The following is an 18,228-nucleotide window of genomic DNA, read 5'->3' on the forward strand; positions in this document are numbered from 1 at the left end:
GAAAAAGGAGGCAAAAAGCCTCCCTTTTAGTGTTAAATAACCTGAAATTATCTTTTGTTTCTTTATATTTATGTTTGTGTTTTTTTTAGTATAAGTTTTCAAGAAACGCCAGATAAGGTTATTCCAAACTTTTTATAATTTAATTTCATCATTTGTTTTATATTTAATTTCATCACTTGCGTTTTTTATATAACTATAGTTTATTATTTTTATAGTTACTCCAATTTACCTTAAATCCATTTGTGTTTTTTTTAATCGGGTAAATTTTATACTGCAAAGTAACAACATTAGGATATAATTTCCCATAAAAACCCTGTAGATACACATCGGACATCTTATCGATATTTATCGATAATCCGGATTTAGCAAGGAAAAAGTGAGAAATAAGTTTAAAAACTAAATATTATGGTGTGTTTTGATCAGATCAATTAATTCGACAAGGTTTTCTATTTTCAGTTTACTGAAAATGTTCTTTTTAATGGTACTGACTGTATTTTGTTTGATATCCAGCTTATTGGCAATCTCAAGATTTCCGAGACCTTCCGCATACATTTCTGCAATTTCCAGCTCTCTTTTCGTAAGGCTATTAAGGGGATTAATTAAATTAGGATTGTAAAGGAACTGTACTAACAGTTCGCGGGAGGTCGCAGAAAAATATTCTCCTTTTTTTACAAAATATGAGATAGCCTCACGTATTTCTTCTTCTTCACTGAGCTTGCTCAGAAAACCGTTGGCACCTGCTTTAATAAATTTAAGAACATGCAGATCTTCTTCAAGCCCTGAAAATATCAGAATTTTGATATCAGGATTTACCCTTTTCATTTCAGATAAAATATGCAGGCTGTTGCCGTCAGGAAAATGAGCATCAATGATGGCTATATCAATTCCCTTTGACTCTGTCAGTTCTACAATCTGATGTAATGATGAAGTATGAAACACCCTGGCGTCAGGAACAATATCATGGAGTATAATCTCAATTCCCTGTCTTACAATACTATGATCATCTGCTAAAAGAAAGATGATTTCTTTGTTTTCAAATTCTGTCTCCATTATTTATTAGTATTTAGATGTAACCTGAATGTTATTTTTGTTCCCTTGTACAGTTTACTGGTAGCCGATATTTCTCCGTCAAAAAGATCTACAATCTCCTTTACTAAGCTCAGCCCCAGCCCTGCACCAAGATTGTCTACCTCATCAGACACTACTCCCTGGTAATAAGGTTCAAAAATCTTTTTCACATCAGATTCCGATATACCGACTCCTGTGTCTGCTACAGTTGTGATCAGGGAAATTTTATTTTTATCAACGGATTCTGTGGTCAGGATAAGATCGATTTGTCCGTTTTCCGTAAACTTATTGGCATTCCCCAGAATGTTCATAAATATCTGGTTGATCCTTATATTATCTGAGTTGACAACCATATTCTCGGGTATTCCGTCCGTTACAATAAATTTATTATTCCGGGTCTCCATATAAGGTGTGATCACTTTAACAATAGAATTAATCTCATCTTTAAGGTTAAAAACGGAATTGATAAGCTTTTTTTCGGCATCCTGATTCCTGGTATATTCCAGGATCTGATTAGATTGCAGAAGCAGGGTGCTATTGGTAAATTTTATGGATTGAAGATAGTCTTTTACTGTAGCATCTTCGGTACTTTTATAAATTTTATCAATAAAGATATTAATAATCTTCAGTGGTGACCTTAAGTCGTGGCTTAGCATACCCAGGATCCGGTTTTTGAAATTAAGATTGTTCTTAATCTCTTCATTCGCAGCATTTAATTTCCGTTCATATAGAAAAGCTACCCTGGTAAAGTACATAATCAAAATCGATACAATAAACATCAAAATCATTAAGCCGAAAACCAGATATCTCCTGATTTTATTATTGCTTGAACTTTGTTCATTGTATTCCTTCTCTAATTGTGATTTGAAATCTTTGATGGCACTTTCATACACTTCTATCAGCCCGTTGCTATACACCAGCAATTTGCTGAAATTACTGTAAAAACGCATATTATCCCGTTGGCTCTGGGCAGCATAGAGTTGTACTTTTTTTACTTCGGCTGCATAATGCCTGTCCATAGATTTCATTACGTTACTGACCTCTGACTTTACCTGGGAAAGATCCACTTCCTTATTATTGGTCATTGTAATAACCGTATTTTCTTTCTGAACATTTACTTTTCCCGTTATTGCATCTTTCAGACGTCCCATAAAACCTTTCTTCTTGATGGTGTCCGTATAAGTGTGGGTCTGTATATTTAAATTCTCTAAACTATTCTTATACTTTTCCGGCTGATAAGACTGCTCTTCCATCTTTACAGGAGGATTCAACGAAGATTTATATGCAGAATCTATTAATGTTTTTAACCGTGTCGCTTTCAGGGTATCCTTTTTCTGCAAAGCCAGACTGTTTTTCAGTCTCGGGCTGGTATTTTCATAGGTGCTGATCTTATCAAAATTATTTTTAAGCTTTCTTAATGACTGAAAATAGAGCTGCAGTTCTTTATCATCCTGATTCATCATGTACTTTTGAAGGTGATCCTGGGCGTCCATGAAATCTTTCCTGGAGTTATCAGTCAATCCTCCCAGAGCTCTGCTTTCCTCCAACTGGTTCTTAATAAACTTCAGCTTTTTCTCATTAACAAACTCATTATAAATGAATACAGCAATAATAACCTGTATTAATAAAATACACAATATCAATGAGTAATGAACAATTTTCCTCAGTCTAAAATTTAAGAATTTATATTTCATAGGTGCCTATACGCTCAATTAATTTTGTGGTTTCTTACGTTACATTATTAAAATGACATTATTACCAAAAATTTAATGATTAATACTGATCATTTAGCTGACAAAGTTAAAGTAATTTTTTATTTTTTTTATAATGCTAAATATCAGATAAAAAACCAAAAAAACAGAACAATATGAAAAAAATAAAGATAATACATTAAATCTGATATTTAATTCATTTTTATATAAAAAAACGGGCTTTACATTGAATATAGAAAATATTTTTTTTCCTTGTCTGTGCCTTTACCGGCTGTAGTGTGAGCTAAAACAATTACCTGAACTGTTTTATTCCTAAGAGCATAAAGAAAATCCCGGTTTTTTCTCATCAGCTTATATTATCATTTTTAAAAATAAAACATTATTATTATAAAAAATCATTACAGTATATGGTAAGATAAATTGAAAATAAAATCATTTTTGTAATCTCCATATTATGATATCAGTCTGAACATTTTGAAATGCAAATACAAGGGAATGGAGTGAAAGCTCATCGAGAGTGCAAGGTATTGATATATATATTTTTTTTGTGGGGGTTTATTGTATAATATATGTTTTCATATCACAGTTATTAGTATTTTCTATTTTTCATAAGGGATCCTGAGATGATATTTTCCTAACTTTTCAGTTTGAAACGATGTAAGGAATTACAAATATCTTAGGTGATAAATGATAAAAAACTGTTTTTAATTTCATCTAACCTGAGTATTTAAGGAAGACAACGGATTGTTTCATCATAAGCCAAGACGAATGAATAAAGATTTTAATTTTCAAAAAGGTTTTACATTCAGTAAACACATACCGGCTGAAATATCCAATTTTGACCGGGTATTTGATATTTTCAAAGATTTGCTCACCCACACTTCCGGTGATATTGAGGAAGCCTTTGAATGGCTGGATATGCTTGATAAAGAATATGACATCTTCAATGAAGAATATACGCTCGAAGATTTTGAAGAAGATCTGAAAAAACGGGGATATATCAGGGAAGAAGAATCTGAAGATGGAAGTACAGGAGATAGAAAAGGGAAAAATCTCCTGACCCCGAAACTGGAAGCCGCCCTTCGGGAATATGCTTTGGACCAGATTTTCGGGAAATTGAAAAAAAACGGACTGGGAAACCATCGAACCACCAAAACAGGAACCGGTGATGAGCGGGATGGTGAAAACCGCCCTTTCCAATATGGAGATGATCTGGCTGCTGTAAATATGACTGAAAGTTTAAAAAAACGCCCAGATCAATAATGGAATTTCAGATCTGCATTTAACAGAAGATGACCTTATTGTAGAAGAAACCAAACATAAGGCACAAATGAGTACCGTCCTGATGATTGACATCAGCCATTCTATGATCTTATACGGAGAGGACCGCATCACGCCTGCCAAAAAAGTAGCGATGGCATTGGTAGAACTGATTAAACGAAAGTATCCGAAAGATTCCATAGATATTATCGTATTTGGTAATGAAGCCTGGCCGATTAAAATCAAGGACCTTCCCTATCTAAAAGTAGGGCCTTACCATACCAATACGGTGGCAGGCCTGGAACTGGCCATGGATATTCTTCGCAGGAAAAGAAATACCAATAAACAGATTTTTATGATTACTGACGGAAAGCCAAGCTGTATCCAACTTCCTACCGGAGAGTTCTATACCAACAGCTATGGGCTGGACGAAATGATTGTTAACCAATGTCTCAACAGAGCCGCCCAGGCCAGAAAACTGAAAATTCCCATTACCACTTTTATGATTGCCCAGGATCCTTATCTGCGTCAGTTTGTAGAAGCATTTACTGCACAAAATAAAGGGAAAGCATTTTTAACAGGCTTATCCGGTCTGGGACAGATGATTTTTGAAGATTATGAAAAAAACAGAATAAAGAGAATATAATCAGCCGTAAAAACAAAATTAGAAACATTATTATAGCTTTATGATAAAGACTTCTGTAAAGCTAATCACTAGTATTTAAAGAAAATGAAAAAAGATATCACATTTAAAAAACTAAAAGATTCCGGTTATATTGATAAAACAATTCATGAAGAAATTCAGGCCAATTTAATTGCCAGGATCAGGGCAAAAGAGCCGGTGTTTGAAGGATTATGGGGCTATGAAGACACTGTAATTCCTCAGTTGAAAAAGGCTATTCTTGCAGGTCATCATATCAATCTGCTGGGTTTACGAGGACAGGCAAAAACCAGGATTGCAAGAAGTATGGTAAGTCTCCTGGATGAATATATGCCTATTGTAAAAGGATCCGAAATCAATGACAGCCCGTTTCATCCTATATCGAAATATGCCAAAGATCTCATTGCAGAACTTGGGGATGAGACTCCCATTTCCTGGGTACACCGTTCAGAACGTTTCTTTGAAAAGCTGGCGACTCCCGATGTAAACGTTGCGGATTTGATTGGTGACATTGATCCTATTAAAGCTGCTACTTTGAAACTTCCTTATTCCGATGAGCGGGTTTTACATTATGGAATGATTCCCCGTGCCAACCGTTCAATATTTGTTCTCAACGAACTTCCCGATTTACAGGCAAGGATTCAGGTTTCCTTATTTAATATTTTGCAGGAAGGAGATGTTCAGATCCGTGGGTTTCAGCTGAGAATGCCTCTTGACATTCAATTTATTTTTACAGCCAATCCGGAAGATTATACCAACCGGGGAAGCATTGTAACCCCTTTGAAAGACAGAATCGGGTCCCAAATTTTCACCCACTATCCCCAGACGATCGCTCTGGCCCGTCAGATCACAGAGCAGGAAGCCGCTGTATCAGCCGAGGATAAATTACAGATACAAATTCCCGGCTTAGCCAGAGACCTGTTGGAAGAAGTTGCTTTTGCCGCACGAAGCAGTGAATACGTGGATGCCAAAAGTGGCGTAAGTGCCCGTCTTACCATCAGTGCGATGGAAAACTTGGTTGCTGCTGCCAAATTACGCCTGATTGAATCAGGAGCTCCCAAAACAACGGTCCGTTTACTTGATTTCATGTCAATTATACCTTCTATTACCGGGAAAATTGAGCTTGTATATGAAGGAGAACAGGAAGGAGCAGATTATGTGGCTAAAATGTTAATAGACAAGGCCATTATGACCCAGTTTGAAAGCCTATTCCCCCGTATTGCCAAACTTGAAAAAGAAGGAATAAAAACCCCGTATACCGATCTGATCAAATGGTTTAACAAAAACCATCTTCAGCTCAATTATAATGATACAGATAAAGAATTTTATGCCAAACTTGATAAAGTTACCCCACTGACAACAGTTGTTGAAGAAAATGCGGCAGAGTTAAGCCCTGAAGACCAAAACTTTTGTAAAGAACTGGTGTTATGGGCATTAACAATCAGCAATAAAATCGATAAATCCGAAAATCAATCTGCATTTACCTTTGATTCTATAGGAATCGGCCAGTTTTTACGGAATTAAAAGGTTTGATCAAAATAAATTACTTAAAAATAGCCACGAATGCATAATTCTATCCTGCATTCGTGGCTTAAATTTCTTAGTCCACGTACGAATTTCTTTGTATTTCTTACCCTTATTTCAATATTGGTGCAAGCTTCCAGAGCTGATTGTAGGTGGATTCAAACTCTAATCCAACAAGCACCGGTCATCTCACAGTCAGAAAACAGCAAAGGGCCTGCTTTATCTGACCCTTTGCAAAGTGAATGCTCACTTTTTCACCTGTAAAGTTCCTGGTGTATTCAATAAACATTATTAAAGTTTTTGTTTACTGTTCAATCATTTCAACCATGAATTGCTGTAATAAACCTGCTATTTCTATTGCTGAATCTTTATAAAGCATTGTAAAATGTCCTCCGGAAACGTCTGCTGCCTGTACCGATGTACTGTGATGTTCCCATCCAAATGCAGGAAGGTCGTGAGCAACCGGATTCTCCGTTGCTTTTATCACAATAAGAGGGGCATTCACTTTACCCGAAATGGTATAATCAAGCATCATATTACTGATATTCAAATCAATAATACGAAGAATAAGCCCGGTGTCTTCAGCAGATGTTTTGAGTTTATCTTTCAGCAATCCGCTGATATCCGGAATCTTCTTCTGAGACATTAATGCTGTCAATTCAGAATGCAGATTTCCCTTCCATTCCGGCGCAGAATCTTTTAATATTCCGTATTTAACAAGTGAACCGATCACAAAATCCAGTACGGCATCCGCATCAGAAAACATATGCGGTAAGGTAGTGGACATATCCAGTATGGAAGCCATTTCTACTTTCTCACCGGCTTGTTCCAATTGTTGAATCATTTCAAACATTACATGCCCGCCAAAGGAATGCGCCATAAACTGATACGGACCAGCAGGCTGTATTTCCCGGATCCAGTCCAGCTGTAGTTTGGCAATTTCTTTCATGCTGTGTAATGGTTTTTCCCCTTCCAATACACCCATCATCTGAATACCAAATACTTTCGCTGATGAGGAAAGAGCATCTGCCAATTCATCATACCCGTCACAATTACCATTTGAACCCGGCAATAAAAATATTTTCTGGGAATGATGGCTGTTGTTTAGCAACCGGATATGCCTATGCTGTGAATGAGAGGCTCCATGGGGTTGTTGACGGTTCATCAGGAAAATAGCCTGTTTGGCTATAGTTGTCCGGGAAAGTATCTCACGTAATTGTATTTCATGTCCTGCTTCCCGTATACGGCCAAGCAGTTGTAACGTAGTGAGCGAATGCCCGCCTAATTCAAAAAAAGTCATCATCTGTACTGATTTCATCTATACCTAATAAATCCTGCCATATTTCTGCCAGCATATCTTCCATTGGATTAGCCGGAAGAATGAGTTGGCGGCTTTCAGATTGTACTGAGGAATTAATGCTGAGAGCATTCCGGTCTATCTTTCCTGTAACGGTAAGCGGAATTTGCGGCAGTACCTTGATATAGGATGGGATCATATAGTAAGGAAGCTGTTCATGCAGGTAAGAAATAATATGTTCTGTGGACAGTTCGTCAACAGATCGTGATACATACGCTACAAGCCGTTTATCATGATGTATATCTGCCTGCACCACTACAGCAGCCTGTTTAATACCAGGATGTTTTAATAATACAGCTTCTACCTCGCCCGGTTCTATACGATAGCCACGTATTTTTACCTGATCGTCAGCTCTGTGCTGATATTCCAGAGTACCATCCGGAAGCCATTTTCCTATATCTCCGGTCCGGTACAAAACGGCATCCGGGCCGTCATCAAAAATATTGCGTATAAACCTTTGAGCCGTTTGCTCCGGACGATGCAGGTAGCCATCGGCTACGCCTGCTCCGCTGATGCAGATTTCTCCGGCTACACCTGCCGGTAATAATTGCTGCATCTCATCCAATATATATACAGCTACATTCTGTATTGGCCTGCCTATTGGTATTTTCCTTAAGGCTGTACCTGCGTATTTATACCGGGTAGCCGTTACTGTGGTTTCCGTAGGCCCGTAGGCATTATAAAAATCTACATGTTGAGACCAGTATACGGCAAGCTCCGGTGGGCATTCTTCCCCTCCTACAACAATGCGCTTAAGTGCAGGAGCTGGTTTTACAGGCCCGAGACTTTGTAAAAAACCTGGCGTAAGATCGAGATGAGTAATCTGTTGTGTGGTTACAAACTGACAGAAAAGATCAGGATCATATAAATCTTCACTGCCCGGTAATACAAGTGTGGAGCCATTCAATAAGCACAGGAACATTCCTTCTACTGATGCATCGAAAGTAAAGCTTGCAAATTGGAGTAAACGTTCATCCGCCGTAAAACCAAAATGCGAACTGGAATCTTCTATCAGATTTATGACAGATCTATGTTTTACCGGTACTCCCTTAGGCATCCCGGTAGAGCCTGAAGTATAAATTACATAGGCAGAGGATAAGGAGGTCAACTCCGGAAGCTCTACATCGGTTAACAGATCAGGAAGTTCCGTTGTAGAAATAAATGTAACGCCGGAAGGAAGTTCAAACACAAGCTGATGATGTCCTAAAACAAGGCCGGCTTTCGTATCATCCAATATCATGGCCATCCTGTTCTGAGGAGTTTTAGGATCGATCGGGACGTAGGCTGCCCCGGCTTTCATAATCGCCAATATGCTTGCCACTGTATTTGCAGTGCGGTCTGCAATCAATGGGACATACATTCCGGGAGTAACACCGCTATTAATAAGTAAGGCTACCAGCTTGTCCACCCATTCCTGCAATGTCTGGTAAGTGTACTCTTTTTCAGGGGTAATTAATGCAACCTTATCAGCAAAATCTATTGCTACCTTGTCGAAGGCAGAAGAAAGTGTGGCATCTTGTGAGAAATCCTTCGTCGTATTGTTAAGGTTTTTAATGAGATATTCCTGTTCATCTGCAGGCAATACCCATTGTTTACCTATTGTTTCTTCGGCATGGTAACAGAAACAATCCAAGACATGATCGAAATAAGATTTGAGGTGTTGAGGGGTTTTGCCGCTTTGGAGCGTCCTGGTAAGTGAGACAATGGTTTTCAGATCATTCCCTGTAAGGCTTACGGAAAAATCAAGAAAAGTATTGGCCACTCCGAAGCTACTTCCCGTAAGCGTTTCTTTTCCTAGCCCTATATTCACAAAATCTTTCTCAAGCTCGTCATAAATATGGAAATTGATAAAATTAAAAATAACATCAAAAAAAGGATTTTCATGAGGTGAAGACTCACCATTGATCCGTGCAATTTCGGCAAGTGGCGTACGGTCATGGATTTCCAGCTCTTTTAACTTATCTTCTACCCTTCTGAAATAGTCTATCCAGGATAGATCTGGTCCAGGCATCTCAAAGACAAACGGAATAGTATTGAGAAAACATCCAAGCAATTTATCACCATCTTCCACTATAGGACGGTTATTGGTCACCAGGCCAATGGTAATTTTACGCCTGTAGCTGAACATACTCAACGCATACAGGGCAGCCCCAAGAAATACCCCCTTCAGGGAGAGCCCATGATTTTTCGTCAGAACTTTAAGGTCATTTAATACCCGGATATCATATCCCTCCACAATATTTTCATAATGCTCTTCCTGGGTAAAAATATCAAGGCGGTGATGGTCTTCCATTTCTTTTAACCAGAAAGCATGATCCAATGCCTGCTTTTTTTCTGCTCATTTCTTCTTTCACAAAATCACGATAATGACCATTTAAGCGTGATAACGGCTCGCAAACAGGATTCTTTTCCAATTGTAAATAAAGGTTAAAAAGCTCCGTATTAAAAGCTGCCACACTCCAGCCATCCAGGATAGCATGATGAAACTGCAGAATGAAGACAGTACCTTCCTTCCAATGTAAAAGAGCAGCTCGCCATAAAGGACCTCTCTGGATATCGAAAGAGAGTAAGCGTTCTTTTGCCAGATAGCTTTCCAGATATTGCTGTACTGCATGCATATCCTCATCAGACATATCCAGTTCGTCTACGGTTACTGATATCGTGCGGGACACTGCCTGTAACCCGGTATCGTGAAGCCCCGGATAAAAAACAGTCCTTAATATCTCATGTTTATCCGCCATCAGCTTTAAAGCCTGTTCAAAAAGTTCTTTATTCAATTGTTTTTTTTACAGGATACAGAAACTGATCATGATAAATGGCAGCGTCCGGATTGCGCAATGAATCGTAAATCATACCACTCTGAATACTGCTCATAGGATAAACAGATTCTAACTCCCCTTCATAATCCGGCAAAGACGAATATTTTTGTTCCAGCTCAAACAGTTCCCGGGTTATTTCTGCAACAACTTCATTCTTATTGTCTTGATCCGCGTTTTCCAATAAGGCTGCTAAATCACGAACGGTACGGGCCCCATAAATATCGGCTACACTCACTTCTGCCCCGGTTCTGTTTTTAATGCGTGCCGCTACTTTTACAACACGGATAGAATCTCCTCCGATCTCAAAGAAGTTATCCAGTGCTCCCACACGTTCTATTCCTAATAATTCCTGCCAGATGTCCGCAAGCAGGGTCTCCATCGGGCTGGACGGAGTTTCATATCCGGCACTCCGTTTTCTCTGCTGATCCTCAATCCGGGAGAGAAACCCCCGATCTGTTTTCCCATTGGACGTGACAGGCATATGCTGTAAGGCTATCATATCTGCAGGAATCATATAGTCAGGAATAGCTTTGGCCAATGCTTCCCTAAGATTCTTTTGCATGATAATCATGATATCCGGAAAAAGAGGAATATTGCTATACGTCATATAGGAAGTCGCTTCATAAGGCGTTACTATAAAGTCAGCTACCGGATTTTTCTCAAGCAATAGATTAATATGCATAGCATTTGTAGCAGGCATCATGCGTATATGATATCCTCGCTCAGCTGCTCTCTTCAGCAAGGCTGATATCGTTTCAGTTTCATGAGAAGGCTGTTCAATAGCATACAGCAGGTCACGTACATTCATTGTTGTTTTATCGGCAAGCCTGGCGGCTAACTGCTGTTCTTTCCATAGTCTGTAGTTTGGCATATCACGTATTGCCACTACCGGAAGATCATCAGCCAGGCATTTTTCAGGATCAGTTCTGATGGTACTCCAATCCGTCCATTCCGGTTGTAGCAGTTTTTTATTTATTCCTATATGAAGGATAACGGTAAAACGGTAAAGGGTAAGCTCATTGATTGCCTCTCCTGTTTTCCAGCACATATCTACATGGGTGATTTCAGGAAACTTGTTTTTCAGCTGATAAAAATAATCAGGAGCAAAACATAGTTCTTCCTCTTTCATCATCTCCTGATCTACCAGCCAGCGGAACTCATTAATTTCTGCATGTTCCTGTATCTTATCCAGACATAACCGGGATTTAAAATCATATAAAAGACGATTATCTCTTACATCTCCGAGAATAATACGTCCATAACCATCCAGGCGGGTAATATTTGCTGCAATAATCTCAGTAAGATAATCTTCTCCCGGAAAGTACTGTATGACTGAATTAAGGATAATGGTATCGGTATGTTCCATTTCGTCGGGTCTTACTTCATGTGCAGCACAGGCCCGCAGATGTGTGGCAGGGAAATCATCCGGGTGATTTTTAATGTGACGGCGTATCTGCTCTACTGAATGGTGCGAGAGATCTACTCCTGTATATTGCCTGATATGAGGGGCCAGCTGATAATAAATCATCCCTGTTCCGCATCCTATCTCAAGCACATGTTGTGGCTGCTGTGAAAGAATAACCCGGCAGATATCATTAAGCCATTCCTTCATTTCGGGTTCAGGAATAGCTTCTCCGGTGAAAGAATCATTCCAGCCGGTAATATCAAATTCTATTGTTTCATCAGCAGCATCCATTTTACCATAGGTATCTTCATAGAGCACCTGCCAGTTATTCACCTGATCCTGATGAAGGGACTTCTCCAACTGTTTCACTATATTTACTTCAGGGACATAATAGCAAACCAGCTTTTTATCTGTCTGATCTTCCGAGTTCTTTACCACCACACAGCTTTCCATTACCTCTGGTAATTTGTTTACAGCATGCTCTATCTCTCCAAGCTCAATGCGATAACCCCGTATTTTCACCTGATGGTCTATACGTCCCAGGTATTCGATGCTTCCATCTTCTAACCATTTGCCCCAATCACCGGCTTTGTATAATTTTTCCTGATCGTTTTCACTGAACGGATTCCTGATAAACCGTTCTGCTGTAAGCTCTGTTCTGTTTAAGTAACCGGTAGCCAATCCTTCTCCTGCAATACATAATTCTCCGGGTACCCCTACAGGAACAGGCTGCAGGTTCTTATCCAGGATATAAGCACGCAATGTAGGAATAGGTTTACCAATCACACTGCCGCTGCCATTCATCTCCTTTTCGGTAATTTCCTGGTAGGTAACATGTACCGTTGTCTCTGTAATCCCATACATATTAATTAATTTGCAGGATGGGAACAGCTTGTGCCAGCCTTTTAACCGGACCGGATGTAAAGCTTCCCCTCCGAAAATAACATAACGAACCTGCAGCGAAACAGGATTCAGCAAAACAGATTCCTGCAAAACATAAAAAGCTGAAGGGGTCTGGTTCAGGACGGTAACTCCCTCTTCTTCCAAAAGCCTTGTAAATGCCATCGTATCACGGGCCATCACACGCGGAACAATCACCAGCCTTCCACCATAGAAAAGGGCACCATACATTTCCCAGACGGAAAAGTCAAAAGAATAAGAATGGAACATCGTCCAGACATCATTCTCATTAAAATCATACAATGGCTCAGAAGTCATAAACAAACGCACCACATTACGGTGGGGAATAACCACCCCTTTAGGCTGTCCCGTTGATCCCGAAGTATAAATGATATAAGCGGGCTGATCTGGCTCACACGCAGGCAGCTCAACAGGCTCCTCTTCCATGAACCATTCTCCGTCAAGGCATATGAAAAGGGATTCATACACATCCTGTACAGCTTTTAATGTATTTTCCAGCACCAGTACAACTTCAGCACGGGTATCAGACAGGATAAAGCGGATACGGTCTTCAGGGTATTCAGGATCTACAGGTACATATACCCCACCTGCTTTCAGGACTGCTAAAATCCCTACCATCATTTCCAGGCAATGACCGGTACAGATGGGAACAAGACTGCCTTTTTCCACCCCGGCAAGCTTCAGCCGCTTCGCAAGCCCGGTGGATTGCTCATCAAGCATACGGTAACTCAGGTGCTCTCCCTCGAAGCTAACGGCAATATGGTCCGGGGTACGCAGTGCCTGGCCGGTAAACAAACTCACGATGGTCTGATCAGCAGGATAACTCGCCGGAATACCACTGAAGGAATATAATAACTGATCGGTTTCCCGGGCACTTAGCATCGGCATTTTCCCAATCGCTACATCGGGCATTGATACCACTGATTCTAAAAGCCGTTCAAAATGTCCCAGCAAACGTTCTATTGTTGAAGAGTTGAAAAGGTCATTACAGTAAGCAACGTTAGCCAACAAGCCATCCGGGGTTTCATGTACCGAAAAATGAAGGTCAAACTGGCTGGTACGATACTGGTAGTTCATTTTTTCAAGGCTGACTTCATCAAGGGTATTCATTTCTGCATCCGGAGCATTCTGCAATACAAATACTACCTGGAAAAGCGGGTTCTGGCTTATATCCCTTTCCGCTACTACCTTTTTTACAATTCTTTCAAAAGGAACCTCCTGGTGGTCATACGCTTCTAATAATGTTCCTTTGACACGTTGCAATGCTTCCCGGAAATCAGGATCCCCGCTCAAATCCGTACGTAAGGCAAGGGTGTTGACAAAAAAGCCAATCAAAGGTTCAAACTCCTGCTGTAAACGCCCCGATATGGCTCCGCCCACACAAATGTCATCCTGCGAACAGTAACGGTGAAGAAGCACCTTAAAGGCTGTCAACAGCGTCATATACAATGTAACATCCTCCCTTACAGAGAAGGATTTAAGCTGCCCGGTAAGCTCTTTATTTACCCTGAACTTCATCGAATCCCCACGGACACTTTGCCGTGCAGAACGAACATAGTCAGTAGGCATATTCAATAAAGTTACTCCATTAAGTTTACGCTGCCAATACTCCAGTTTATCTTCTAAAAGAGATTCCTGTCTGCGCTGCCAAACTGAGTACTCTTTGTATTGTAATGGCAATTCAGCCAATTCAGGTTCTTCACCCTGAAGATAAGCCCGGTAGCAAAGATCAAGCTCTTTTGATAAAACAGACATAGACCAGCCGTCTGCCGCGATATGGTGAATATTGATTACCAATATATGGTCAGAGGAAGAAACCGGAATGAGATGGGCACGAAGCATATGTTCTGCTGAAAGGTCAAAAGGGGTTCTCACCCAATCATCTATCAGGGAATCAACACCTTGCTCATCCAATGGCTCACCTTTATAAATATCAGCCTTCCAGTTGTTTTTCTCCAGGATATGCTGGTAAGGAACACCCTCCTCCTCACGGATTACAGTACGCAAAGCTTCATGACGGTCTACAATATATCCCAGTGCTTTTTCAAGGGATGGTATATCAAGAGGTCCTTTGAGCCTGAATACAGAGATAATATGGTATTGAACACTACCATGCAGGCAGTCTATAAACCATAGGCGTTCCTGGCCAAAGGAAAGGGGAAGCTTTTGATCTGTATAATGTTCCGGGGAGCGGATTATACTGCCTGCAGGATCCTGGCCCTTGAGCTGGTCAATATGGGCAGCAAGGCGTTCAATGGTTTTACAGTTAAACAATACAGTAGGAGCCACACGCAGTCCCCATTCATTTTTGATAAAGGCACTTACCCGCATTGCCATCAGAGAATGCCCTCCCAGATGGAAGAAATTATCATGGATACCGACCTTAGAGACCTGTAACAGTTCCTGCCAGATTTCAGCCAGGCGACTTTCCGTTGCATTGCGTGGGACATTATCCTGTTCGGACCGTGTTTGTTCAGGAACAGGTAAGGCCTTACGGTCTACCTTACCGTTAGCATTGAGAGGAAGGGCTTCCAATACAATGATATGGGCCGGAATCATATAACCAGGCAGCTGCATTTCAAGCCACTGTAACAAATCTTCTTTCTGGTAAGTATGGTCAGAAGCCGTTACATATGCTACCAACTGGTAACTGCCTGTAGCATCAGGCCGGGCAACCACCACTGCCTGCCTGATCATCGGTGACCGAAGCAGTACAGCTGTTACTTCACCAGGTTCTATGCGGAATCCCCTTACTTTAACCTGATCGTCTGTACGTCCTGCAAAAACAATATTCCCGTCAGGTAACCAGCGAACCAGGTCACCGGTTTTATAAAGCCTTTCGCCACTCCCTTCTTTGAATATATGGGGAATAAAGACTTTAGCTGTAAGTTCAGGACGGTTGTAATATCCATCAGACAATCCCGCTCCGCCCAGATAAAGTTCTCCCGTTACACCAATGGGAACATGTTCCTGGTGGTTATTGAGGATATAAGCACTTCGGTATTGAAGGGGCGTCCCTATTGGTGTTTCTCCTGATTCAATAGTATCATTAATTGTGTACGCTATTGAAAAGGTTGTATTTTCGGTAGGTCCATAGCCATTGACAATTCGTAAGTCTTTACAATGGGCTTGTATCTTCCGTGCATGCCGGATAGAAAAGCGCTCCCCTCCGACTATCACAGCTTCCAATGTCTCAAATACCGAAACATCTGTATCTGCCAATAAATTAAACCATCCTGTTGTGAAGAACATTTTAGTCACACCCTTCGTTCGAATAATGGTTTTTAATGTTGCAGTATCTATTAATTCCGCTTTGGTAGCCATCACCAGTGTTCCTCCGTTCAATAAAGCGCCCCAGTATTCAAAAGTACTGGCATCAAAGGCAAAAGATCCGCCTGCCAATATCGAATCATTTGCTGTAATCGGAAAATATTCTGTTGCTTTTACCAGGCTGGTTACATTACGATGAGTAACCATTACTCCTTTGGGCTTGCCTGTTGAGCCTGAGGTAAACATAATGTAAGCCATGTCTCCGCTATCCACTGCAGCATGTAAGGGTTCTCCCAAAACTAAGGATAAAACATCCAGACAAACAACTTCCGAATTACTGAACAAAGATGCATAAGCACCGGTAGTTACTACAGTTTTGCTTTCTATTTCTGCCATCAGCACCTGTAACCGTTCTGCCGGGAAATCCGGTTCTACAGGCACATAGGCTGCACCTGCCTTGAGAACGGCCAGAACAGCAATCATCAATTCAGCGGTACGCTCCATACATACAACCACCGGCATACCCGGAGCCACTCCCCTTTCTTTTAAATGTACAGCCAATGCATCAGAAAGACCTGCAAGCTTTGAGTACGTAAGTTTTTCTTCTCCCGAAATAACCGCGACCGCATCCGGACGGGCAGCAACCTGTGCCGCAAACATTGATAAAATGGTATCATCAGAAGTATATGTAATCTTCTCATTAGAGTATTGTTCTATCAGTAACAATTCTTCAGAGGGTATTACTGCAATATTTTTTAGTTTGATTTCAGGGTTCTGCGCACATTGTTCGAGAATATGCAGGAAACGATTCGCAAAAAGTTGTATTTCGTCAGGAGAAAAATAAGCTTTATTGTATATAAAATCTATATGTAAAGGGTGATTTTCACCGAATTCCCGCCAGAATATTTCTAATGGAAATAACTGGTGATTGTGCCTTATCAGTTTCAGATCTGAAAACAGGTCAGGTCCAAAATCCAGTGTAAAATCAAGTCTTGCATGGTTTACGATAATCTCAAGGGGAGATATTTTTTCTTCATCACCCGGGAATAGTGTTTTAAAATCGGAAACCAGATAACGATAATGCGGATAGCTTTCTTTTTGTCCGGAGGCTATTTCAGCTAGTAACCCGGTAAAGGATTTCTCCGGATCATACCGGCAATGAAATGGCAACACACCCGAAAACATTCCCACACAGGAACGTTCTTCATCCGTTCTTCTTTTATGTAGAGTTATCCCTAAAGCAAATTCATGCTCCCCGGTAATCCGGGCCCAATATACATTGAGCATGGCTAACGAAAGTGCAGACAAGCCGGAACCGGTATGTTCTTTCAGATCTGCTAAACAAGCATTTTGCTTTTCATCCAATTGTATGGTATATATACCGCTCTGATCTTCCTTTTGTATGGTATATTTCTTTTCGAGCAGCGAAGGAAGCGGATCTTTAAATTTCTTTTTCCAATAGTTTTTGGTTTCTTCGTATGCAGAAGAGGTATAATCATCGTGTGCTTTGGTCATTGCAATGGCGTAAGACTGGCTTTTTATGACCGGATTGTTGCCTGCTTTTAATTCACGATAACATGCCGCTAATGCCTTGAACCCATTTGCCAATCCCCAACCATCCAGAATAATATGATGATAGTGCATAAAATACCAATAGGTATCGTCACTGATCTTTAGCAAATAATGATAATGTGGGTAGCTTCCCGGTTGTAAAAGTACGGGTTCCGTTAATTGTTCCTGCATCCATGATAATGCTTGTTCTTCTGATTCTCCGGTAAAATCTTTTTCTGAAAAAACTGCGACCGAAGAAGCTGGAACAAGGTGAGCCATTGATTCTAATTCATCTGCATTAAACTGCAGCTGAAAGACATCATGAGCAGATAACATCTGGTTGACTGCTGAAAAGAAAAGGTTTTTCTCCACGGGTCCTTTTAATATTAAATAACACCCACGGTTATTACGCACGCTGTCGGGGTTCATTATCTGGTCAATAAAAATTTCCCGTTGTGAGGGATGTAAAGGATACTTGAGTGTACTCATTTAGATCTTAGTTTAGAAATTAGTTTTTGTCATTAATATTTATCATTTATTCACCATCCGGGCTGCTATGAAACAGGAAAGCCAGAGATGATCCTCTATCCAACATTTATTTGGATATATTTCATTCTTAACCATGCTCTTATCCTCTTGAAACAGAGCATGCTTTCAAGGATATAGCTTTAAACAATAAA

Annotated in this window: 7 protein-coding genes and 1 pseudogene; 2 read left to right on the forward strand and 6 right to left on the reverse strand. The window is 40.3% G+C overall.

What is annotated here, in order from left to right:
• Positions 1–396 precede the first annotated feature (396 nt).
• A complete protein-coding gene (locus HX13_RS12155; RefSeq protein ID WP_050021282.1) occupies positions 397–1,050 on the reverse strand; it encodes a response regulator transcription factor in 654 nt (217 codons plus the stop codon).
• Entirely contained in the window at positions 1,050–2,711 is a 1,662-nt protein-coding gene (locus HX13_RS12160; protein WP_238555276.1) for a sensor histidine kinase, read from the reverse strand. Before HX13_RS12160 ends, HX13_RS12155 begins: the two co-directional genes overlap by 1 nt.
• Positions 2,712–3,548: 837 nt before the next feature.
• On the opposite strand from HX13_RS12160, the pseudogene HX13_RS12165 reads away from it, so the two are divergent.
• Together HX13_RS12165 and HX13_RS12170 are read left to right on the forward strand one after the other, a co-directional pair.
• Positions 3,549–4,686: pseudogene (locus HX13_RS12165) on the forward strand (vWA domain-containing protein).
• A gap of 84 nt (positions 4,687–4,770) precedes the next feature.
• Entirely contained in the window at positions 4,771–6,225 is a 1,455-nt protein-coding gene (locus HX13_RS12170) for a sigma 54-interacting transcriptional regulator (protein ID WP_050021284.1), read from the forward strand.
• 304 nt (positions 6,226–6,529) lie between these two features.
• On the opposite strand, the gene HX13_RS12175 is transcribed toward HX13_RS12170, so the two are convergent.
• From HX13_RS12175 to HX13_RS12190, 4 genes are read right to left on the reverse strand one after another with little or no spacing between them, the layout of a single operon-like run.
• Positions 6,530–7,528 (reverse strand): thioesterase domain-containing protein, encoded by a 999-nt coding sequence (locus HX13_RS12175; protein ID WP_185113605.1) that lies wholly within the window; start codon positions 7,526–7,528, stop codon positions 6,530–6,532.
• Positions 7,512–9,902, reverse strand: a complete 2,391-nt coding sequence (locus HX13_RS12180; protein WP_050021286.1) for a non-ribosomal peptide synthetase — start codon at positions 9,900–9,902, stop codon at positions 7,512–7,514. The genes HX13_RS12175 and HX13_RS12180 overlap by 17 nt, the downstream gene beginning before the upstream one ends.
• Positions 9,853–10,359: a condensation domain-containing protein gene (locus HX13_RS25610; protein WP_050021287.1), complete on the reverse strand. Its 507-nt coding sequence runs from the start codon at positions 10,357–10,359 to the stop codon at positions 9,853–9,855. The genes HX13_RS12180 and HX13_RS25610 overlap by 50 nt, the downstream gene beginning before the upstream one ends.
• Entirely contained in the window at positions 10,352–18,037 is a 7,686-nt protein-coding gene (locus HX13_RS12190) for a non-ribosomal peptide synthetase (RefSeq protein WP_128572387.1), read from the reverse strand. The genes HX13_RS25610 and HX13_RS12190 overlap by 8 nt, the downstream gene beginning before the upstream one ends.
• Between the last annotated feature and the right edge of the window lie 191 nt (positions 18,038–18,228).

The sequence above is a fragment of the Chryseobacterium sp. P1-3 genome, from assembly GCF_000738495.1.
GTDB lineage: Bacteria > Bacteroidota > Bacteroidia > Flavobacteriales > Weeksellaceae > Chryseobacterium > Chryseobacterium gallinarum.